The sequence below is a fragment of the Streptomyces parvus genome (assembly GCF_032121415.1).
Taxonomy (GTDB): Bacteria; Actinomycetota; Actinomycetes; order Streptomycetales; family Streptomycetaceae; genus Streptomyces; species Streptomyces globisporus_A.
Genome location: NZ_CP135079.1, coordinates 1,761,439 through 1,780,819 on the forward strand (window position 1 = coordinate 1,761,439; position 19,381 = coordinate 1,780,819).

Annotated in this window: 17 protein-coding genes and 4 pseudogenes; 12 read left to right on the forward strand and 9 right to left on the reverse strand. The window is 72.5% G+C overall.

Going from position 1 to position 19,381, the window contains the following annotated elements; genetic code table 11:
- Positions 1 to 39: 39 nt before the first annotated feature.
- Positions 40 to 201: pseudogene (locus tag RNL97_RS09050) on the reverse strand (thiolase C-terminal domain-containing protein); the annotation flags it as partial.
- A 245-nt stretch (positions 202 to 446) separates the two neighbouring features.
- Here RNL97_RS09050 and RNL97_RS09055 point away from each other — a divergent pair.
- The 5 genes and pseudogenes from RNL97_RS09055 to RNL97_RS09075 form a co-directional block, all read left to right on the forward strand.
- Positions 447 to 2,024, forward strand: a complete 1,578-nt coding sequence (locus tag RNL97_RS09055) for an MFS transporter (RefSeq protein ID WP_030583999.1) — start codon at positions 447 to 449, stop codon at positions 2,022 to 2,024.
- Between the two features lie 139 nt (positions 2,025 to 2,163).
- Entirely contained in the window at positions 2,164 to 2,751 is a 588-nt protein-coding gene (locus RNL97_RS09060; RefSeq protein WP_234313405.1) for a class I SAM-dependent methyltransferase, read from the forward strand.
- A gap of 33 nt (positions 2,752 to 2,784) precedes the next feature.
- On the forward strand, positions 2,785 to 3,645 hold the full coding sequence (locus RNL97_RS09065; RefSeq protein ID WP_030584005.1) for an N-acetylmuramoyl-L-alanine amidase: 861 nt from the start codon (positions 2,785 to 2,787) through the stop codon (positions 3,643 to 3,645).
- 167 nt (positions 3,646 to 3,812) lie between these two features.
- The gene (locus tag RNL97_RS09070) at positions 3,813 to 4,667 is read left to right on the forward strand and encodes a DUF5336 domain-containing protein (RefSeq protein ID WP_030584008.1); all 855 of its coding nucleotides are present in this window, start codon (positions 3,813 to 3,815) and stop codon (positions 4,665 to 4,667) included.
- 144 nt (positions 4,668 to 4,811) lie between these two features.
- Positions 4,812 to 5,081 (forward strand): annotated as a pseudogene (locus RNL97_RS09075) (LLM class F420-dependent oxidoreductase); the annotation flags it as partial.
- Between the two features lie 10 nt (positions 5,082 to 5,091).
- On the opposite strand, the gene RNL97_RS09080 reads toward RNL97_RS09075, so the two are convergent.
- Entirely contained in the window at positions 5,092 to 5,871 is a 780-nt protein-coding gene (locus tag RNL97_RS09080) for a maleylpyruvate isomerase family mycothiol-dependent enzyme (protein ID WP_030584014.1), read from the reverse strand.
- Between the two features lie 296 nt (positions 5,872 to 6,167).
- Here RNL97_RS09080 and RNL97_RS09085 point away from each other — a divergent pair, with 296 nt between their 5' ends.
- On the forward strand, positions 6,168 to 6,458 hold the full coding sequence (locus RNL97_RS09085; protein ID WP_078652041.1) for a hypothetical protein: 291 nt from the start codon (positions 6,168 to 6,170) through the stop codon (positions 6,456 to 6,458).
- A 23-nt stretch (positions 6,459 to 6,481) separates the two neighbouring features.
- Here RNL97_RS09085 and RNL97_RS09090 read toward each other — a convergent pair whose 3' ends face one another.
- From RNL97_RS09090 to RNL97_RS09100, 3 genes are all read right to left on the reverse strand, one after another.
- A complete protein-coding gene (locus RNL97_RS09090; protein WP_243313915.1) occupies positions 6,482 to 7,555 on the reverse strand; it encodes a prenyltransferase/squalene oxidase repeat-containing protein in 1,074 nt (357 codons plus the stop codon).
- Positions 7,552 to 8,283, reverse strand: a complete 732-nt coding sequence (locus tag RNL97_RS09095; RefSeq protein ID WP_030584022.1) for a class I SAM-dependent methyltransferase — start codon at positions 8,281 to 8,283, stop codon at positions 7,552 to 7,554. Before RNL97_RS09095 ends, RNL97_RS09090 begins: the two co-directional genes overlap by 4 nt.
- Positions 8,284 to 8,371: 88 nt before the next feature.
- Positions 8,372 to 9,685, reverse strand: a complete 1,314-nt coding sequence (locus RNL97_RS09100) for a glycosyltransferase family 4 protein (protein WP_030584034.1) — start codon at positions 9,683 to 9,685, stop codon at positions 8,372 to 8,374.
- 263 nt (positions 9,686 to 9,948) lie between these two features.
- Here RNL97_RS09100 and RNL97_RS09105 point away from each other — a divergent pair, with 263 nt between their 5' ends.
- Positions 9,949 to 10,572: a TetR family transcriptional regulator gene (locus tag RNL97_RS09105; RefSeq protein ID WP_032765611.1), complete on the forward strand. Its 624-nt coding sequence runs from the start codon at positions 9,949 to 9,951 to the stop codon at positions 10,570 to 10,572.
- On the opposite strand, the gene RNL97_RS09110 is transcribed toward RNL97_RS09105, so the two are convergent.
- Genes RNL97_RS09110 through RNL97_RS09120 form a run of 3 tightly spaced genes read right to left on the reverse strand, consistent with a single transcriptional unit; the run spans position 10,526 to position 12,451 of the window.
- Positions 10,526 to 11,284: a 4'-phosphopantetheinyl transferase family protein gene (locus RNL97_RS09110; protein ID WP_313750554.1), complete on the reverse strand. Its 759-nt coding sequence runs from the start codon at positions 11,282 to 11,284 to the stop codon at positions 10,526 to 10,528. The genes RNL97_RS09105 and RNL97_RS09110 overlap by 47 nt on opposite strands.
- The gene (locus RNL97_RS09115) at positions 11,281 to 11,532 is read right to left on the reverse strand and encodes a hypothetical protein (RefSeq protein WP_030584042.1); all 252 of its coding nucleotides are present in this window, start codon (positions 11,530 to 11,532) and stop codon (positions 11,281 to 11,283) included. The genes RNL97_RS09110 and RNL97_RS09115 overlap by 4 nt, the downstream gene beginning before the upstream one ends.
- 58 nt (positions 11,533 to 11,590) lie before the next feature.
- Complete coding sequence (locus RNL97_RS09120) at positions 11,591 to 12,451, reverse strand: class-II aminoacyl-tRNA synthetase family protein (protein ID WP_030584045.1); 861 nt, start codon at positions 12,449 to 12,451, stop codon at positions 11,591 to 11,593.
- A gap of 320 nt (positions 12,452 to 12,771) precedes the next feature.
- Between RNL97_RS09120 and RNL97_RS09125 the strand changes: the two genes are divergently transcribed.
- Genes RNL97_RS09125 through RNL97_RS09140 form a run of 4 tightly spaced genes read left to right on the forward strand, consistent with a single transcriptional unit; the run spans position 12,772 to position 18,251 of the window.
- On the forward strand, positions 12,772 to 13,878 hold the full coding sequence (locus RNL97_RS09125; protein ID WP_030584048.1) for a phytanoyl-CoA dioxygenase family protein: 1,107 nt from the start codon (positions 12,772 to 12,774) through the stop codon (positions 13,876 to 13,878).
- The gene (locus tag RNL97_RS09130; protein WP_313750555.1) at positions 13,860 to 15,170 is read left to right on the forward strand and encodes a DUF6271 family protein; all 1,311 of its coding nucleotides are present in this window, start codon (positions 13,860 to 13,862) and stop codon (positions 15,168 to 15,170) included. Before RNL97_RS09125 ends, RNL97_RS09130 begins: the two co-directional genes overlap by 19 nt.
- Positions 15,167 to 16,969, forward strand: a complete 1,803-nt coding sequence (locus RNL97_RS09135; RefSeq protein ID WP_243313918.1) for a condensation domain-containing protein — start codon at positions 15,167 to 15,169, stop codon at positions 16,967 to 16,969. The genes RNL97_RS09130 and RNL97_RS09135 overlap by 4 nt, the downstream gene beginning before the upstream one ends.
- A gap of 1 nt (position 16,970) precedes the next feature.
- Entirely contained in the window at positions 16,971 to 18,251 is a 1,281-nt protein-coding gene (locus tag RNL97_RS09140; RefSeq protein WP_313750556.1) for an MFS transporter, read from the forward strand.
- A 230-nt stretch (positions 18,252 to 18,481) separates the two neighbouring features.
- On the opposite strand, the pseudogene RNL97_RS09145 reads toward RNL97_RS09140, so the two are convergent.
- Positions 18,482 to 18,712 (reverse strand): annotated as a pseudogene (locus tag RNL97_RS09145) (ferredoxin); the annotation flags it as partial.
- Between the two features lie 56 nt (positions 18,713 to 18,768).
- Here RNL97_RS09145 and RNL97_RS09150 point away from each other — a divergent pair.
- Positions 18,769 to 19,188: pseudogene (locus tag RNL97_RS09150) on the forward strand (MBL fold metallo-hydrolase); the annotation flags it as partial.
- Positions 19,189 to 19,381: the final 193 nt, after the last annotated feature.

The window sequence follows — 19,381 nt, forward strand, 5'->3', positions numbered from 1 at the left end:
TCAGCCTCAGCCGCGCCGCAGCAGCGCGACCACCGCGGCTCAGCCGAGCCCGATGTTGTGGGCGAGGGCGGTCCGGGCGCCCGGGACCTGGCGGGCACCGGCCTCGCCGCGCAGCTGCCAGGTCAGCTCGGCGGCCTGGGCGATGCCGGTGGCGCCCAGCGGATGGCCCTTGGAGATCAGCCCGCCGGACGGGTTCACCACCCTCGGTGTGGTGCTCCTCGGTGATCCCGAAGCCGGTGCCGATAGCCGTGCCCATGCCCTGCGCATGCGCGTCTCCGCCGGTCACAGCCACTGGAACGGCGCAAGAGTAGAACACGTTTCAACCTGACGGAAGGTCAGAAGACTGCCGGATCCGGGCCGGAATAGAAGCGCCCCCCAGAAGCGTTCACCCTGCACACACTTGGGGGGAGCCCGGGTGACGGAAGGCTGCCCGGGAGGCCCCACGCATGCGACGGACGCGACAGATACGGCCCGCACAGGAGCTTCCCGAGCCGCCGAGGACGCGGCGTTCCGGCGGCGTCGTGCCCGTCCTCGCCTTCGCGGGCATCACCGTCGCGGTCATGCAGACCCTGCTCGTCCCGGTCATCAAGGATCTGCCGGTCCTGCTGGACACCGCCCCGGCCAATGCCACCTGGGTGATGACCGCCACCCTGCTCGCGGGCGCCGTCTCGACCCCGATCATGGGACGCCTCGGCGATCTCCACGGCAAGCGGCGGATGCTGCTCGTCTCGCTGGCCGTCATGGTGATCGGCTCGCTGATCTGCGCCTCCACCGACGACCTGATCGTGATGATCACCGGCCGGGCGCTCCAGGGCTTCGCCATGGGCGCCATCCCGCTCGGCATCGGCATCATGCGCGACGAGCTGCCGCGCGAGAAGCTCGGCTCGGCGATGGCGCTGATGAGCTCCTCCATCGGCGTGGGCGGCGGGCTCGCGCTGCCCGTCGCCGCGCTGGTCGCCCAGCACGCTGACTGGCACGCCCTGTTCCTCGGGTCGGCCGGGCTCGGCCTGCTCGCGATGGCGCTCACGTACGCGCTCGTGCCCGAACCTCCGCTGCGCGCACCCGGCTCCTTCGACCTCCTCGGCGCTCTCGGACTCTCGCTCGGCCTGGTCCTCCTTCTCCTGCCGGTCACCAAGGGCAGCGACTGGGGCTGGACCTCGGCGCCGACCCTCGGGCTGCTCGCCGCGTCCGCGGCCACCCTGGTGCTCTGGGGCCTGTTCGAGCTGCGCACCCCGGCGCCGCTGGTCGATCTGCGCACCACCGCCCGCCGCGAGGTGCTGCTCACCAACCTCGCCTCGATCATGGTCGGGGTCGCCTTCTACGCGGTCTCCCTGGTCCTTCCGCAGCTGCTCCAACTGCCCACGTCGACGGGGTACGGCCTCGGACAGTCCATGGTGGCCGCCGGGCTCTGCGTGGCCCCGCTTGGCGTGACGATGATGTTCGTCGCCCCGCTGTACGCCCGGATCTCGGCCCGCCGCGGCCCCAAGGCCACGCTGATGCTCGGCATGCTGGTCATCGCGATCGGTTACGGAGCCGGGCTCGGCCTGCTCTCCGCCGCCTGGCAGACCGTGTTGATCGCGGTGGTGCTCGGCGCGGGCATCGGCCTCGCCTACTCCTCGCTGCCCGCCCTGATCATCGGGGCCGTCGACCCTTCGGAGACCGGTGCGGCCAACGGTCTCAACACCCTGATGCGGTCCATCGGCACCTCGGTGTCGAGCGCCGTCATCGGCATGGTGCTGGCCAACACCTCCGTGACCATGGGCTCGGTCGAGGTGCCGTCCATGGAGGGCTTCCGGATCTCGTTCCTGATCGCCACGGGCGCGGTGCTGATCGGCCTGGTGCTGGCGGCGTTCCTGCCTTCGCAGCGGCCCTCCACGCACCCGGTCCTCCTGGCGAGCAGTGCGGACACCGACCCGGGCCCCGCCCCCTCCCCCGCGCCGGTCGCCCCGTTCGCCGCCACGGCCCCCGCCGAGGCCGCCGGCCGGAACGTACGGCACGATGGGTCGCCGTCGACCGGCCCGTGAGCCGCCCCGCCCCCTCTGGAGGAACCCCGTGACCGCCGAGTCCGCCGCCGTTTCCGCTTCCGCCTCCGGACCCGGACCGGCCGTGCCCACCGGACCCGGGCCGGAGATCCTCGCCGCGTTCGAGGCCGCCAAGGGCTTCATGCCGGTCCACGAGGGCCTCGCCCTCTACGCCGCCGCCACCGAGGCCGGTGCGCTCGGGCTGCCGCTGCTGGAGGTGGGCACGTACTGCGGACGCTCCGCGATCCTGCTGGCGGACGCGGCGCGGGGTGCCGGCGTGACCGCGCTCACCGTGGACCACCACCGGGGCAGCGAGGAGCAGCAGCCGGGCTGGGAGTACCACGACCCGAGCGTGGTGGACCCGGAGGTCGGGCTGATGGACACGCTGCCGACCTTCCGCCGCACCCTGCGCCGGGCCGGCCTGGAGGACCACGTGGTGGCGCTCGTCGGGCGTTCCCCGCAGGTCGCCGCCGTGTGGAGCGGACCGCTCGGGCTCGTCTTCATCGACGGCGGGCACACCGACGAGCACGCGAACGCCGACTACGACGGCTGGTCCCCGCATGTCGTCGAGGGCGGGCTGCTGGTGATCCACGACGTTTTCCCCGACCCGGCCGACGGCGGGCAGGCCCCGTACCGGATCTACCGGCGGGCACTGACCTCCGGGGCGTTCACGGAGGTGTCGGTGACGGACTCGCTGCGCGTACTGCGCCGCACGGACGCCGGAATCTGACCGCCCGGACAGCCGGATAGGTAGCATCGCCGGGTGCCGCACGACGACAGCCCTCCCCCCACTCGCCGCGCCCGGCCCCTGTCCGTGGCCGCCGCGCTGGCCGCCGTATGTCTGACCGCCGGATGCGGCGGCGGCCCGGAGACCGGCGAGGCCGGTGCGGCCTCGCCCCGCCCCGGCGCGGACGCCGCCTCCCCCACCCCTCCCAGGCCACCGGCGAAGGGCCCGCTGACCGGCCGGACCGTGGTGATCGACCCCGGTCACAACCCGGGTAACCGCGATCACACCCGGGAGATCAACAAGCAGGTCGACATCGGCACCGGCCGCAAGGAGTGCGATACGACCGGGACGGCGACGAACGACGGTTACGCGGAGGCCCGGTTCACCCTCGACGTCTCCCACCGGCTGGGCGCACTGCTGGAGGCCGAGGGCGCCCGGGTCCGGCTGACGCACGACGCGGACCGGCCGTTCGGGCCGTGCATCGACGAGCGGGCCCGGATCGGGAACGAGGCGAAGGCCGACGCGGTGGTCTCGGTGCACGCCGACGGATCCGCGGTGGGCAACCGGGGGTTCCATGTGATCCTGCCCGCCGGGGTCGAAGGCGGCGGGGCCGACACCTCGAAGATCGTGAAGAGTTCCGCCGATCTCGGCGCGAGGATCGCGGAACACTTCGCCCGCACGACCGGAAGCGCGCCTTCCAATTACATCGGCGGAAATACCGGCCTGGACACCCGCGATGATCTCGGTGGACTGAATCTGTCGACCGTGCCCAAAGTGTTCGTCGAATGCGGCAATATGCGTGATCCGAAGGACGCCGCACTGCTCACCGCCGCGCGCTGGCGGCAGAAGGCGGCCCAGGGACTGGCCGACGGCATTACCAGCTACCTGAAGGGGTAGTTCTGCGGTGATATTGGGGGGATAACCGTTCATGGTCCGGGCTGGGGGGCAACCCGCCCGGGCAGACGATAGATTCATCCGTACGATGGGGAGCCGCTCCCGAGCTTCGAGCCGCACCGGCAACAGCGACGACCGCCCCGACGAGACGACCGACTAAGGACCTTCACGTGAATATCCGATCCCTCACACGAGGCGACGGCGTGGTGATCGGAGCAGCGGTCGTGCTGTTCATCGCCTCTTTCCTCGACTACTCCAGCTACTGCCCGCAGGGCATCGACTGCTCCCGGATCGACAACCCGAACGCCTGGGACTCGCTCGGCATCCTGATGAGCGTCTACCTCGGCGGAGTCATCGCGGCGGCGCTGGTGATCATCAGCCGTACGATGCCGGGCCGCAAGGTCGTCGGGCTGGACCTCGGCCAGTTCGGTGCGGCGCTCACCGTCTTCGCCCTGTGGACCGCCTTCTGGACGATCCTCGACATCAGCAGCGCCGGCGCCGGCCTGATCCTCGGCCTGCTCGCCACCATCGTGCTCGCCGGTGGCGCGATCGCCGGACCGCTGGTGCCCTTCCTCAAGGCCCCGCTCCTCAGCCCGGCCTCCCCGGCACAGGGCCTGCAGGGCGGCCAGCAGCCGTACGGCGCACAGCCCGGTCAGGGCTACGGCTTCCCGGGCGGCCAGCAGCAGACGCCGTACGGCGCCCAGCCGAGCCAGGGTTACGGTTACCCGGGCGCGCCCCAGCAGGGCCAGCCCGCCCAGGCCGACCCGGCGCAGGCGCAGCAGGCCCAGGCCCAGCAGCCCGCGCAGGGCGGCGCGGCCCCGGCGGGTGACTTCACCCCGTTCTGGTTCGCCGTTCCCGTGGCGCGCCCGCTGTACGGCGAGGACGGTTCGCCGAACCCGATCGCCGAGCTGGCGCCGGGCACCTGGTACCTCGCGGTGGAGCAGCGCGGCCAGAGCCTGATCGCCCAGACGCAGGACGGCCGTCGCGGCGTCCTCCAGGACACCACGGGCATCCAGCGCGGCTGATCCCCGACGCGTGCACCGCGGCCCCCCGCCCTTCCGGGCGGGGGGCCGTTGTCGTACAGTCCACCCCGCACCCGACGTTTCTGACGTTCCGTCAGTCACGGTTGGAGGGAACGGTATGCGGCTCGGACTCGCGCTCGGCTACGAGGGCACGCGGCCCGCAACTTCCACGCCGGCCTGATGGCCCGCATGGGGGTCGAGGAGGAGGCCCGGCGGATCCAGGAGCTGTTCCTCCAGGGCCGCAAGGAGGCGGTGGTGCGGGCGGTGCCGGACGCGTTCGCCGACGAGATCTCGCTGATCGGGCCGCGCGCCCGCATCGCCGAGCGGCTGGAGCTGTGGCGCACGGGCCCGGTGACGGATCCGCTGGCCACCGCCCCGGACCCGCACACGCTCCGGGTCCTGGCGGAACTCGGCTCCTGGGGCCGGCTCAGCCGAACGAGGACCGGTCCAGCCAGAAGTCCAGCAGCGTCGCGTCACCGAGCACCTCGACCCGTGAACCGGTCGGCTTCAGACGCCGGTTGAAGACGAGCATCAGATCGGTGAGCGTGCCGCGCAGCGCGACCGTGGCCTTGTCGTGCGCGTGCCGCCAGGTGAAGCGGTCGTCGCCGAACTCGATCAGCCACTCCGCGCCGGGCACGTCGGTGGCGTGCAGATGCAACGAGCGCCCGCCGCCCCGCAGTTCCGCCGCCTCCGGGTCGCCTTCCTCCTGGGCCAGGGCGACGATGCCCAGCCACTCGTCGATGGTGTCGGCGGCCACCTCGGCGTCGACCTCGTACGGGGCGCGGGCGGCGAGCGCCGCGTCCGCCCGGTGCACGGCCGTCTCGTGCGTCATGCGGCGCGCCCAGAAGGCCGTACGCCGCTCCGTCACCCACGTCCACACCTCGGTGTCCGGCCCGGCTTCCCGCAACGCGGCGACGGTGGCGGCCGCACCCTCGGCGAGCCAGGCGTCCAGCGCGGCCGGGTCCGCACTCTCCGGTCCCGCGAATCCGGGCACCTTGTCCTCCGGGAACTCCTCACAAGCCCGGGTCCGGACGATCTCGCCGACCCAGCGGTGCGCGCCGCCGACGTGCACCGCGAGCTCACGGAGGGTCCAGTCGGGGCAGGTGGGAACGGTCGCGGTGAGATCGGCACCGGTCAGCACCGCGCGCAGGGCGTCGGTCTGGGCCAGGATCTCGTCGCAGTAGCGGTCGTGGGAGAGAGACGTCATGCGGCACCTTAACCGGGGAACCCGGGATGATCATCCGGATATCCGCCCCGGCGCTCCCCGGTCAGCCGGGAGGTGGAGGGAGCCTTGTCCGTCACCTCGGCGCCCGCGTCCTTGCCCGCGTTCCTGCCGCTCGGCCGGGGTACGGCGGAGCGGTACGGAACGGGGCACTGCGGGGCATCATGACCGAGAGTGACGAATCTCGACACTTCCGCCCGGACTCGCCCGCTCCCCGGGCGGCGGCCACTCGGCGCGGGGCGTCCGGGTTTCACCCTGCGTAAAGCGGCAACCAGAGTTCCATGTCTCCCAGAACCCGTTCAGGAAGCAGCTCAGCGGCACGCGTCATCGCCGTCGTGGCCGACATCTTGGCCTTCATCATCATCCTCTGGATCCTGATGTACCTGCTGGACGCCAACCGCGGCAACGACTTCGTGCAGTGGGTGCACGACTCGGCCCGCTGGCTGGCCGGCTGGTCGTACGACCTGTTCACGTTCGACCGCACATGGGCGAACGTGGTCGCCGGTTACGGTCTCGCGGCGGCGGTCTACCTCTTCATCGGGCACGCCGTGGCGGGCCGGCTCCGTCGCTGAACCGGCGCCGCCCGAAGCGGTGTTCAGCGGCAGCAGTCCGGCTCCAGGCCGACCGGCAGCCGCTCGCCGCCGAAAACCGCGGTGGTCGCCTCGTCCCCCCCGAGCGCGGCCACCGCGAGCAGCAGGGAGCCCGCCGTCCAGGTGGTCAACTCCTCGGGCCAGACGGCCTTGTTGCCTTCGAAGACGTACCCCGTCCAGTACAGCCCGCCCTCGGCCCGCAGATGCTGGACGGACTGGAGGATCTCCAGGGCCCGGTCCGACTCGCCCGTCATCCAGAGGGCCAGGGCGAGTTCACAGCTCTCGCCGCCCGTCACCCACGGGTTGGGCAGCACGCAGCGCACCCCGAGGCCGGGGACGACGAAGCGGTCCCAGCCCTCCTGGATGCGGGCGGTGGCCTCGGTCCCGGTGACGGCGCCGCCGAGGACCGGGTAGTACCAGTCCATCGAGTAGCGGTTCTTGTCGAGGAACCGCTCGGGGTGGCTGCGGATCGCGTGGGCCAGCGCACCGGTCGCCAACTCCCAGTCGGGCTGCGGTTCCTCGCGGCGCTCGGCGATGGCCAGCGCACAGCGCAGCGCCTGGTGGATCGAGGAGGATCCGGTCAGCAGCGCGTCGACGACCGGGGTGCCGTCGGGCTCCCGCTTCCAGCCGATCTGGCCGCCGGGCTGCTGGAGCCGGAGCACGAACTCGACCGCCGCGTAGACCGTCGGCCACATCCGGTCGACGAACGCGTCGTCGCCGGTGGCGAGGTAGTGGTGCCAGACACCGACGGCCACGTACGCGCAGAAGTTGCTCTCCAGGCTCCGGTCCGTCGGCCGGAGCGGATCGCCGTCGTGGTAGGCGGCGTACCAGGAGCCGTCGCCGTTCTGGTTGCGGGCGAGCCACTCGTAGGCGCGGGCTGCGGCCTCGTGCTCGCCGGCCGCGTCCAGGGCCATCGCGGCCTCGGTGTGGTCCCACGGGTCGAGGTGGTGCCCCCGGAACCAGGGCAGCGCCCCGTCCTCCCGCTGTACGGCGGCGATCGCGGCGACCGTCTCAGCGGCCTGAGACGCCGTCAGGACGCCGGGCAGAACCAGGTGTTCGGTCTGTTCGGGGGTGCTCACGCCTCGGCCTTCGGAAGGTGCGGCTTGGTGGCGTACGCGACGAAGCTCTTGCCGACGACCGGGTTGAGCAGCTGCTCGGCGACCCGGGTCGCGAGCGGCTTCTTCATGATGTCCCAGACCAGCAGTTTGTGGTACGCCCGCACCGGCAGCGCCTTGTCGTTGTCGACGCCGAAGGCGCACTTGAGCCACCAGTACGGCGAGTGCAGGGCGTGCGCGTGGTGGGTGCCGTACGGCTTGAGCCCGGCCTCGCGGATCCGGGCGAGGAGCTGGTCGGCCTTGTAGATGCGGATGTGGCCGCCCTCGACCTCGTGGTACGCGTCGGAGAGCGTCCAGCAGATCTTCTCGGGACCGTAGCGCGGGACGGTGATCGCTATCCGGCCGCCCGGCCTGAGCACCCGGACCATCTCGGCGAGGACGCCCTTGTCGTCCGGGATGTGCTCCATGACCTCGGAGATGATCACGACGTCGAAGGAGTCGTCGGGGAACGGCAGGTTGAGGGCGTCGCCCTCCATCGCGGTGGCGGTGGCGCCCTCGGGGGCCTCGCCGGCCTCCTTCATCGCGGCGAACCACTTGGCGACCTCGCGGATCTCCTCGCCGTTCTGGTCGAGGGCGACGACCTGCGCTCCGCGCCGGTAGCACTCGAAGGCATGCCGGCCGGCACCGCAGCCCAGGTCGAGCACTCGGTCGCCGGCGGCGAGCGGGAAGCGGGTGAAGTCGACGGTCAGCACGAGGGCCTGCCTTCGAGGTCGGAGGTACGGGTTGCGACGAACGGGTCCACGGCCTCCCGGTGGCGCGCGGCCGTCCGGGGATCGGCGGTCACCTGCGGACTCCGCGGGCGGTGATCGCCTGACGGTACAGCTCGGCCGTTCCGGCCGCCGCCCTGGCCCAGGTGAAGTTGGCCAGCACCCGTTCGCGGCCCGCCGCGCCGAGCCGGGCGCGCAGCTCCGGGTCGGCCAGCAGCCGGGCCAGCGCACCGGCCAGCGCGTCCGCGTCGCCGGGCTCCACCGCGAGGCAGGTCTCCCCGTCGCGGCCGGAGACCTCGGGGATCGCCCCGCCGGTGGTGGCGACGAGCGGGGTGCCGGTGGCCATGGCCTCGGCGGCGGGCAGCGAGAAACCTTCGTACAGCGAGGGCACGCAGGAGACCTGGGCGCTGCGCACCAGGTCGACCAGCTCGGCGTCGCTGATGCCCTTGACGAACTCGACGGCGTCCGCGAGCCCGTGCCGCTCGATCGCGCGGGCGACCGGCCCGTCCTCGGCGCGCTTGCCGACGACGACGAGGTGGGCGGCGGGGTTCTCGGTGCGCAGCTTGGCGAGCGCGTCGACGAGGTGGACGAGGCCCTTGAGGGGGACGTCGGCGCTGGAGGTCGTGACGATGCGGCCCGGGACCTCGGGGACGGAGGCGTCGGGCGACCACAGGTCGGTGTCGGCGCCGATGTGGACGACGCTGATCCGGTCCTTGCGTACACCGAGGTCCTCGACGATCTCGTCGCGGGAGGAGCCGGAGACGGTGAGAACGGTGTCCAGCTTGCGGGCGACCCGCTTCTGCATCCGGGTGAAGGCGTACCAGCGGCGTACGGAGGCACGGCGGCGGCGGCTGGTCGCGGCGGCCAGGTCGAGCCTGCGGTCCACGGTGATGGGGTGGTGGATCGTCGTCACCAGCGGCGCCCCGAGGTCGCCGAGGAGCCCGTAACCGAGGGTCTGGTTGTCGTGGACGACGTCGAACTCGCCCCGCCGGGCCAGCAGGTGGCGGCGGGCGCGCAGGCTGAAGGTGAGCGGTTCCGGGAAGCCGCCGGTCCACATGGTGGCGACCTCGGCGAGGTCGATCCAGTCGCGGTACTCGCCGCGCTTCGGGGTGCGGAAGGGGTCGGGCTGCCGATAGAGGTCGAGGCTGGGCAGCTCGGTGAGCGGAACGCCCTCGTCGAGCACCGGGTAGGGCTGCGCGCCGATCACCTCGACGCTGTGGCCGAGGCGGGCCAGCTCGCGCCCGAGGTGGCGGACGTAGACACCCTGGCCGCCGCAGAACGGATTGCCCTTGTAGGTGAGGAGTGCGATGCGCAACGGCCGGTCGCCGGTCCCGGCGATGCTGCCGTCGCCCGTGCGGGGGCCTGTCTCCACGGCCTCAGCGGTCACACTCGGCCCCCTTCTGACTGCGTGTTCGCCGGAGCGTAACCGGTCGCGCTAATCTAGAACAAGTTTCAGACTTGCTGAACAAGTTTCCTACTTGATCGCTCGACGTGCATCGAATCTACCGGCAGGTAGCGTCCGCGGAACGGCCGGATCAGGTGATTCGCGCCACCACGGACGCCCCTGGCATGCTGTGCGCGCCCGGACGGCCCGCTTCGCCCGTTCGGGCGGATCAAGCCATGGATCGTGGATCGTGGAACGGGGACAGCATGACCGGGGACGCCAGAGCGGCAGCGGCTGCGCTGACCGAGCGCCAGGAGGCCCGCCGCCGCCGCATCCTGCACGCCAGCGCCCAGCTGGCCAGCCGGGGCGGGTTCGAGGCGGTGCAGATGCGGGAGGTGGCCGAGGCCGCCGGGGTCGCCCTGGGGACGCTCTACCGCTACTTCCCGTCCAAGATCCATCTGCTGGTCGCGACCATGCAGGACCAGCTCCAGCACCTGCACACCACACTCCGCAAGCGCCCGCCGGCCGGTGACGACGCGGCCCGGCGGGTGGCCGAGACGCTGATGCGCGCCTTCCGCGCCCTCCAGCGCGAACCGCACCTCGCGGACGCCATGGTCCGCGCCCTCACCTTCGCCGACCGCAGCGTGAGCCCCGAAGTGGACACCGTCTCCCGGCTCACCACGGCGATCATCCTGGACGCGATGGGCCTGGAGCACCCGAACCCGGAGCAGCTCTCGGCGGTCCGGGTCATCGAGCACACCTGGCACTCGGCGCTGATCACCTGGCTGTCGGGCCGGGCGTCGATCGCCCAGGTGAAGATCGACATCGAGACGGTCTGCCGCCTCATCGACCTGACGGCGGAGCCGGGGCGGGAGACGGGGCCGGACTGAGAGGCCGGTCCGGGGCGGGCCCGAGGAGCAGTGCCGGGCCGGGCCCCAGGGGTGGGGCCGGGCCCGAATCCGAACCGGAGGGCAGGGCATCGGCGGGACGGCTCTCCGAGGGGCCCGCGCCGGTCACGGCCACCACGGCGGCGCGGCGCCGGTCCGTCCATTCGGTCAGCCGGACGTCGTTCCTCCCCGCCTTGAACAACGCCTCCCGCCGGACCCACAACCGCAGCAGCGCCGGACCGGGATCGGGCTCGGCGCAGGCGGCGTCCACCTCGTCGTGCGGCAGCAGCCGTCTCAGTACCGAGACGGGCCCCGGCCGACGCGTCAGGGGCTCCACGTCGATACCGACCGGGCCCGGCCCGACCACCGCCGCGGCCAGACCGTCGGCGTGGCTGAAACTGGCGCCAAGGCCCGGGCGGTCCGGGAGATACGGCCGACCGTGCCCGTCCCGCCCGCACCCGGGGCAGCGCTGGGCCGGCGCGACGTCCCCGGGCGGCAGCCCGGTGACCCGGGAGGCGCACAGCCGCAGCAGCAGCCGGGCCGCCACCACGTCGTCGCGTCGGGCGGGCACCCGGATGCCTGCGAGTCTGCGTCGCTCCCACGGGGCGAGCAGGCGCTCGTCCAGCTCCGGGTGGGCCAGCACCTCGGCGGTGGTGGCGACCAGCGCGACGGGGGCCGCGTGCTGCCCGTACGCAGCGGTCGGCCCCGCGCTCACCCGGCCGGGACCTCCGCGTGGCCGGCCGGGTCGAGGAAGCGCTCCTTGACGCGGGCGAGGGTGCGGAAGTCGTCGATGGTGACCTCCTGCAGATCGATGCTGCTGCCCGAGATCTCCTCCAGAAGATCGATGAACTCCAGGAAGTCCATCGAGTCGATGAGGCGGGCTTCGATGAGGTCCTCGTCCACGCCGATCGGGCCGTCGAGGCCGGGGTTCTTCTCGTGGAGCCACGCTGAGACCTGATCCATGGGGGAAATCGCTCCTCTTGCTGTTCTGGTGACCGAACCGTTCCGGCCGCCGAGGGGGTCAGGATCCGGTGGCGGTCCGGAGCCGCTCCAGCGCCCGCTCGGCCGTGCCGTGGGCGAGGATCATCGCGTGCACCCAGCGCTCGACGCCGAAGGCGACGCAGGAGCTGTACGCGGACCCGTGGGAGCCGGCGCGGATGCCGAGCCGCTCGCCGAAGAAGTTGCGGTGCCGGTTGACGGAGGCGATGGCCGTACCGTCGGGGGCGCTGTACTCGTACTTGACCGGGTCCAGCGCCATCAGGCGGGCCCGGGACCCCCCGTTGTCGTAGAACGGGTCGTCGGCCGCCGCCCGAGTCAGGGCCAGGCCGAGCCGACCGGCCACCTCCTGGACGAACTCCCCTCCGCGCGCCTGGTGTTCGGTGGCCCCGTCCTTGGTCCCGAGGTAGAGCACCTCACGCATATGGAACCCCCACAGGCGGCGCAGGCCGTCGTAGTGGGTCTCGTTGCGGAAGCAGCGGCCGACCGCCGAGAGCCGCAGCCCGTCCTCGCCGACGTCCTCGCCCTCCAGGGAGAGCAGCAGGCCGTAGCAGGTCGCGGACGGCAGCACATGCCCGGTCGGCCGGAGCGGGAGATCCCGGGGCGAGCCGCCGGAGGCCAGCCCGTCGAGCACGTCCGGGCCGAACCTGCCGGCGGATACGCCGAGATGGGGGAAGTTGCGGAAGAAGTCCAGCCGCGCCAGCCCGTCTACGGAGAGCAGGGGCGGCCCCACCACCTCGGGGGCGGAGAGCTGCGCCGCCAGGCCGGTCAGCAGGTCGTCCAGGCCCCGCAGCAGGGCGGTGCGGACCGGGTCCAGCGTGATCAGCCCGGCACCGGGGCTCTTCAGTTCGATGTCCGGCAAGGCCGTGATGCTGGATGTGTTCATGGGACCGCGTCCTTCTGAAAAGCGGGTTGACAGGGCGTCACAGACCCGACCACGCCCTTGGACACTAGGCCCGCCGCTCGCTTGTTGTCTAGACCAAAAATACCGAACGACAGGTATCGGTTCCGTGGCCACCGCGGACAGGACGGCACACCATATCCCCATATGCACCGGGCACTTGACAGTCCAGGCGGTCTGGACCAATCCTGCTGATCGACGTGGTCACCGCTCCTCGCACCACGGCACTGCCATCCGTCCCGCCGACCGTGGCGACCCCGCTCCCCCGGGGTCGCCGCGCGGCCGGCCGAGGAGAAGAACCTGCCATGAACCTCATGACGACCCCCGCCCCTCGCCGTCGGCCCCGCCTGCACCGCGCGGCCTCGGACATCCCGTACTTCAGCGCGGACGGCGAGGCCTACCTCGCGCAGACGGCCCTGCGGGAGCTCGACAAGTCGCGTCCGCTGCGGGTGCTGTCCGAGGAGGACTTCGCCCACTGGCAGACGTACGGCTACGTCATCGTCCGAGAGGCGATACCGGCCGCGACGGCCCGCCGACTGCTCGACTTCACCTGGGAGTTCCAGGGCCTGGACCCGGACCGGCCGGAGAGCTGGTACGAGGACCGGCCGCTGCGCTCCGAGCTGGACCAGCAACTGCACATCTACGGCTTCGTGGAGGCGTACCACCACCAACTCCTCTGGGACAACCGGCAGTCGCAGCGGGTGTACGACGCCTTCGTCGACGTGTGGGACTGCGAGGAGCTGTGGGTCACCCTGGACCGGCTCAACCTCAACCCGCCCAACCGGGGCAACCGCGACCGCGCGCTGATCGAACCAACGGACCGGGGCTTCGACATCGAGCTGCACTGGGACATCGACACCACGCTCGCCGTGCCGCCGCAGCGGGTGCAGGGCATCATCGCGCTCAACGACACCCGGCCGGAGACGGGCGGCTTCCAGTGCTGCCCGGAGCTGTTCCGGCAGTTCGACGCCTGGAAGGTCGCCCAGCCCGCGGACCGGGACCCCTTGCGCCCGGACATCGACCGGGACGAACTCCCCGTCGTACGACCGGATCTGCGCCCCGGTGACCTGCTGATCTGGAACGGCCTGCTGGCTCACGGGGTGGCCCGCAACCTCTCCGAGAACGGGGTGCGGGCCGTGCAGTACCTGTCGATGATGCCCGCGCTGGAGGAGCACCAGCGGCTGCGCACGTCCCGGGTGGAGTCCTGGCGCCATCTGCGGACCCCGCGCTGGAACCGCACCCTCGTCGGCGACCCGGTGCTGCACGAGTCCAAGCGCTACCCGACGGCCGAGCTGAACCCGCTGGGCAGCCGCCTGCTGGGGCTGGCCTCCTGGCAGGACCCGGTCGAGGACGCCGACGCCTCGGCACCCGCCGCGCGGAGCGGGGAGCCTTCGTGCGCCGCGTCTGCCTGACCCTGCCCACGCACCGGGCGTGCACCGGCACCATCGCGGCGATTGCCGAGGAAGCAGCTGACGGGGCAGCGGAGTTCGGGGCGGAGATACACCTCCTGATCCTGGACTCCTCCCCCGCGCCGGTGCTCGCCGAGCACCGGCAGGCGGTGGCCGCGCTGCCCGCGTCGCCCGGGGTGACCGTCCACCACCTCGACGAGGACGAGCAGCGGGCTTTCCTGCGCGAGGTGGCGACCCGGTCCGCCGGAGCTTCGGCGGACCGGCTGCTGGAGCTGATGCTGCCGTCCCGCGTCTCCTACGGGGCGTGCACCAACCGGGCGTTCCTCATCGCCCAGGCCCTCCGCTGCACCTCCGTCCACCGCCGGGACTCCGACAGCCGCTACCAGTACGTCGACGGCCGGCCGGTCTTCCCCCTCCACCAGGAACTCACCTACCTGGGCCAACGGGCCGACGACGTACGCCAGTCGGCGACGAGGAGCAAGTTGCCACCCGGCTCGGGCGACCGGCGGGTGGCGGTGGTGGGCGGCTCCTTCGTGGGGGAGATGTCGGTGGACGTCGCGGAGATCCGCGACCTCGACCCGGACACGTACGGCGAACTGGTCGGCCTGTCGCTGCCCGAGGACTGTCCGGAGATCTGGCGCAACCATCTGATCGACGCGTCCTTCCGGGGCGCGGGGAACGGGGCGTTCGACCGCGACCACGCCACGCTCGCCCCCATCAGTCCGATGCGCGTGGACATGTGCAACATCGGCTTCGACCACGAGCTGTACCGCAGGGTCCCGCTGCCGCCGGCACCCGACACCATCGGCACCGACTACTTCCTGCTCCACCTCACCCACGACGCCCGGCTGCCCGGACTCCAGCACAACCGGCACATCGTGAACTTCCATACGGAGGAGCGGCGTACGGACGCCGGGTTCCTCGCGTACCAGCTCCGGTTCGCGAAATTCCTTCTGGCGAAGGCGTATCTGAACACGGTGTACGCGAGGACGGCGGCGGCCGGTGACGCGCTGCTCGACACGGAGGGCCACATCACGGCGTCCACGGTGGCCGGCTTCGTCCGGGACAGCGTCAGCCTGGACCGTACGGACGTCGCCCGCCGCCTCGACGCCGTCGACCGGGCCTACCGCCGGCTCGGCGGCCGCTACACGACGGTCGCGGACGCCCTCGCCGGCCGTCGCTCCCGCCTCCTGGACGAGGCCCGCGACGACATGGCCGACTTCGCACACCTGATGGACCACTGGGAGGCCCTGACCGGTGCGAGCGCCGAAGCGGGTCTGGCCGTGACCCGATGACCCCCGCCGTCGGCAAGGACACCATGGACCCGAACCCCTCGACCACCGCCACGACCACGACGATCACCGTCGCCTACGCGGGCGGTGACGAGCGCCGGGGCCCCCTCACCATGGGCCAGGCCAACATGATCCGCTGCATCCTGCGGGACGACCCCACCCACATCAACATCCACGATGTGTGGCCCGTCCCCGAGGGCACCACCTCAGCGGCCGTCACCGACGCCCTGCGCGCCCTGGCCGTACGGCACGAGGGGCTGCGCACCACCTTCCCGCACCCGCCGGGCGCCGCACCGGTCGACCAGGTCGTGGCGGCGGAGGGCACGTTCACCGTGACCGTGCTCGACCACGCCGAACCCCCCGGTGATCCGGCGGGGTACGCGGAGTCGGTGGCGCGGGCGGCCCGGGCCGGACGCTTCGCCCTGGAGCGGGAGTTCCCGCTGCGGATCACCCTGCTCACCGCGGCCGGAGCACCGGTCCACGTGGCGCTGGCGTTCAGCCACGCGGTGGCGGACGGCAGCGCGATGGCCATCCTGCGCGAGGAGTTCGCCGAACTGCTGGCGGGCAAGGAGCTGCCGGGGCTCACTTCCCTGCCCCCGATCGACCTGGCCGCCGTGGAGGCGTCCCCGGCCGGGCTGCGGAAGTCGGAGGCTTCCCTGCGGTACTGGGAGCGGATCATCCGCACCGGGCCGCAGGAGATGTTCGCGGAGCCGCGCGGCAGGAGACCGGGGACCGACGAGGAGGCCCGGCAGCTGACGCTCCGCTCCCGCCGGGGCGGACGGGCGCTCGCCGCGGCGGCCCGCCGCACCGGGCACCCCGAGGCCACCGTGCTGATGGCCGCCTGGTGCGCCCTGGTGGCCCACCGGGCGGGCCAGGACAGCTGCGTCACCGCCGTCCCGAGCGCCAACCGGTTCCACCCCCGGGTCGCCCGTTCGGTGACCACCACGTCCCAGGACGCTCTGCTCCACCTGGATGTCCGGGTGCCCGCCTTCGATGCCCTGGTCGCCCGGACCTGGGGGGCGGTGCTCAACGCCTACCGGCACAGCCAGTTCGACTCCGTACGGCTGTGGGAGATGATCGACCGGGTCACCGCCGAGCGCGGCAGCCACTTCGGCCGGGACGTGGTGTTCAACGATGTGAGCGCCCTGCCCGCCCCGCTCCTGGGCACCGATGCGCAGGACCGCGACGACGCCGAGCAGGAGCTGGCCTGGGGGCCGCGCCAGACGCTGCCGACCCGGCTGCTCGCCTTCACCTACCGGACGGCGCCCCAGCTCCACATCTCCCTGTGGGCCGCCCCCTCGCTCTTCACCCCCGAGGAGGCGGAGGGGTTTCTCTCCGGGCTGGTCCTGCTCCTGGAGGCGGCCGCCGCCGGGGACGTTTCGATGGAGGCGCTGGCCGAGGTGACGGGGGTACGTCCCGCCGAACGCGGGCCCGACTGGCTCCGGGTGGACGGCTGCTGGGTCTCGCCGGCCGCCGTGCGCGAGACCCTCGGCCGGGCGGTGGGCGGACTACCGGTGCGGGTGGTCGAAGAGCCTGGACCGGACGGGAGCGCGGACGGCCCGGAGCGGGCGGCCGGCACGGACCCGCGCCTCACGGCGTACATCGCCCGCGGCGAGACCTCGTTGACGCCCGCGGAGGCCCACCGGGCGCTGACCGCCCTCATCCCGGCCGCCGGTTCGGGGGTCCTGGCCCCCCACCGCTACGTACTGGTCGAGAACCCACCCACCGAGCCGGACCGGAGCGACGCATGGCGTCGGCCGGAGATCATCGAGGAAGGGACCGGCAGAAGCCGGCAGGTGTGACATGAGCGTTGACGACACGACCCTTCCACAGCAGTCCGCCGCGCTGCCGAGCCCCTGGCGGTCGCCCCGGTTCCGGCTGTTCTTCACGGCCCGCAGCGCGTCGCTGCTGGCCGACGGCATGCTGATGGTCTCCCTGACCACGGCGGTGCTGGGGGCGGGCCACGGGGCGAGCGGCGTCGGGTACGCGCTGGCGGCGTGGATGACCCCGATCGTTCTGCTGGTGCTGTTCGGCGGGGTGCTGGCGGACCGCTTCACGCCTCAGCTGATGATGATCTGCGCGGACGTGGTGCGCATGCTGGCCATGCTCACGCTGGCCACGCTCCTCTTCTCCTCCGACAGCGTCCCGCTGTGGCAGATCATGGGGCTGATGGCGCTGAGCGGGGCCGCGACGGCGATGTTCCAGCCCGGGATGGCGAGCATGGTGCCCCGGGTCGCGGAGGACATCCAGAAGGCCAACGCGCTGCTGCGGATCTCCGAGGCGCTGAGCACCCTGCTGGGCCCGGGCCTGGCGGGCATCCTCGTCGCGTACTGGCAGGTGTCGGGCTCGTACGTGGTCATCGCGGCGGCGTACGTGCTCAGCGCGCTGGTCCTGCTCCCCCTGCGCAAGCTGCACACGGAACGCGACGAGGGCGACGACCCGATGTGGCGCAGGCTGGCGACGGGCTGGCAGGAGTTCCGGTCCCGCCAGTGGCTGTGGGGCGTGATCGCGGTCTGGTCCGTGTACGGGCTGTTCGTGTTCGGCCCGGCGCTGCCGCTGGGCGCGGCGCTGATGATCGAGCAGCACGGGGCGAGCGGGTACGGCTGGATCGCCTCGGCGGACGGCGCGGGCACGATCATCGGCGGTCTGATCGGCATGCGGGTCCGCCCCCGCCGCCCCCTGGTGGCGGGCGCCCTGGCCATGCTCTGCTTCGCGCTCAACCCCCTGGCCCCGGCCCTGGAATGGTCCTTCGCGGCCACGGCGACCGCCCACGTGATCGCGGGTTACGGCTTCGCGTTCTGGGGCGTGATGTGGGCGACGAGCGTCCAGTCGCACATCCCGCTGACGGTCCTGAGCCGCGTCTCGGCGTACGACGTGGCGGGCTCCATCATGGTCATCCCCCTGGGCCGAGCCCTGGCGGGCCCGGCGGCGGACGCGTTCGGCGCGAACGAGGTGCTGATCTTCTCGTCGGTGATGTCGTGCGCCCTGCTGGCGGTGATGCTGAGCGTCCCGGCGATCCGAGCACTGCGCCGGGCACCGGAGGGCCTGCTCCGGACGAAGGCGGAGGGCGAACCGGCGATCTGACCCGGACCGCCCGGGCGCGGCGGACCGGTGGTGCGGGGCAGACCCGTAGGTGATCGGACATCGCCCCCCCCTGGCCTGCCCTCCCGCATCGCCGCGGCGCCCGGGGCTCCCGAGTTCGTTCGCGTGGTCCGCGGACGGGACGCTCCCTGTGCGCGGTGTCGGAGGAAGAGGATGCGTACTGGTTCATCGTGCGTTCGCCCAGCTGAGCCCGGACGGCCCCGCGCCCCGCAGTCCTCCGGCGGGAAAACCACCTCCCCCGGCCCCGCCAGCGTCAGCGTGATCGCCTCCACCGGGCAGCCCTCCGCCGCCGCCAGGACGTGTTCGCCCGCGTCGCGGTGCTCCGTCGTCGGGCGGGACTGGCGGGCCGAGTCCAGGTGGAAGGCGTCCCCCGCGTGGTTGACGCACACGCAGGAGCCGACGCAGACCGAGCGGTCGACCTCCGCGTGCCAGCGGTCGCCCATCGCGCCTCCCGGTAGCCGGCGGGCAGGTGCATCATCTTGTGCTCGAAGAACTCGCCGTAGCGCTGTACGAGGACCCGGACGACACCGCCGTCACCGATCCGCTGGGCGACCACCTCGCCTCGCTGGAGCGGATCGGCCGGCTCGGGGTGGCCGAGGTGCTGCCCGCGCACCAGCACGCCTTCACCGACGCGGGCGGGCGGGTGCGGGAGCTGCCGGACCACCACGAGGAGCGGCTGACCGGGCTCCTCGCCCTGCTCGCCACGCCCCTCACCCCGTGGCAGCTCGCCGAGCGCATGGAGTGGAACCGGCCCTGGGAGCAGATCCCGCACGGTTCGCGGTCCATCGCCGTGTCGGAGGCCGAGTCCCCTCTGCGGCGGCTCGTGAAGCTCGGCCGCGCGGAGGCCGCCCCGGGCGGGACCCCGGTGACGTACATCGCCGTGTGCCACCCCGCCCCGTCGCAGCCCGCGCCCCGGTGACGTACATCGCCGTGTGAGCCCCGCGCGGCCGAGGACGGCCCCGGTGACGTACGTCGCGACGTGCGGCCCCCGGCCGCTCCCCTACGGACCGGTAGAGTGGGCAGGTCGTCATCATGCCCGTACCGGGGGACGCCGGAGACCTCCGGCGCAGCGCCCCAGCCGTGACCCGTCCGCCCGACGGCAGCCGGACCGC

Excerpts from the sequence above, each read along its gene's own strand:
- RNL97_RS09055 (WP_030583999.1), top strand. The coding sequence starts at position 447 with ATGCGACGGACGCGACAGATACGGCCCGCACAGGAGCTTCCCGAGCCG.
- RNL97_RS09060 (WP_234313405.1), top strand. The coding sequence starts at position 2,164 with ATGCCGGTCCACGAGGGCCTCGCCCTCTACGCCGCCGCCACCGAGGCC.
- RNL97_RS09080 (WP_030584014.1), bottom strand. The coding sequence starts at position 5,871 with ATGACGTCTCTCTCCCACGACCGCTACTGCGACGAGATCCTGGCCCAG.
- RNL97_RS09085 (WP_078652041.1), top strand. The coding sequence starts at position 6,168 with ATGTCTCCCAGAACCCGTTCAGGAAGCAGCTCAGCGGCACGCGTCATC.
- RNL97_RS09105 (WP_032765611.1), top strand. The coding sequence starts at position 9,949 with ATGACCGGGGACGCCAGAGCGGCAGCGGCTGCGCTGACCGAGCGCCAG.
- RNL97_RS09115 (WP_030584042.1), bottom strand. The coding sequence starts at position 11,532 with ATGGATCAGGTCTCAGCGTGGCTCCACGAGAAGAACCCCGGCCTCGAC.
- RNL97_RS09120 (WP_030584045.1), bottom strand. The coding sequence starts at position 12,451 with ATGAACACATCCAGCATCACGGCCTTGCCGGACATCGAACTGAAGAGC.
- RNL97_RS09125 (WP_030584048.1), top strand. The coding sequence starts at position 12,772 with ATGAACCTCATGACGACCCCCGCCCCTCGCCGTCGGCCCCGCCTGCAC.
- RNL97_RS09135 (WP_243313918.1), top strand. The coding sequence starts at position 15,167 with ATGACCCCCGCCGTCGGCAAGGACACCATGGACCCGAACCCCTCGACC.
- RNL97_RS09140 (WP_313750556.1), top strand. The coding sequence starts at position 16,971 with ATGAGCGTTGACGACACGACCCTTCCACAGCAGTCCGCCGCGCTGCCG.